Origin of the sequence: Streptomyces sp. URMC 126, from assembly GCF_051386555.1 — a bacterium.
In the GTDB taxonomy this organism is placed as follows: Bacteria; Actinomycetota; Actinomycetes; order Streptomycetales; family Streptomycetaceae; genus Streptomyces.
Map to the genome: position 1 here is coordinate 1 of NZ_JBPQTX010000957.1, position 264 is coordinate 264.

At 37.5% G+C, this 264-nt stretch carries 1 protein-coding gene; it reads right to left on the minus strand.

The genetic code is table 11. From position 1 onward, the window contains the following. The coding region (locus ACSNOK_RS34655; protein WP_436784683.1) for a hypothetical protein at positions 1–185 on the minus strand (185 nt) is incomplete at its 3' end. Positions 186–264 lie beyond the last annotated feature (79 nt).

The following is a 264-nucleotide window of genomic DNA, read 5'->3' on the forward strand; positions in this document are numbered from 1 at the left end:
TCACCAGATAGATCGATGGCTTTTTCCTTAGAAGAAGACGAGGTCTTCGAGGTCTGATTGAACTCTTTTTGATGATCCGGTTGAATATTGGAGCTAGAGTAGAGATAGACTCCTCCGATTAGAACCACTGCACTCGCAAAAGCGATGATCATCCAAAGATATTTCTTATCTAACTTTTTGATCATTTCAATACCTCCTTGGAATGGTAGTTACCTATTAGTATACCTTAAATTCTCTTTAAAGCAAACTTTGACCGAATTTCAT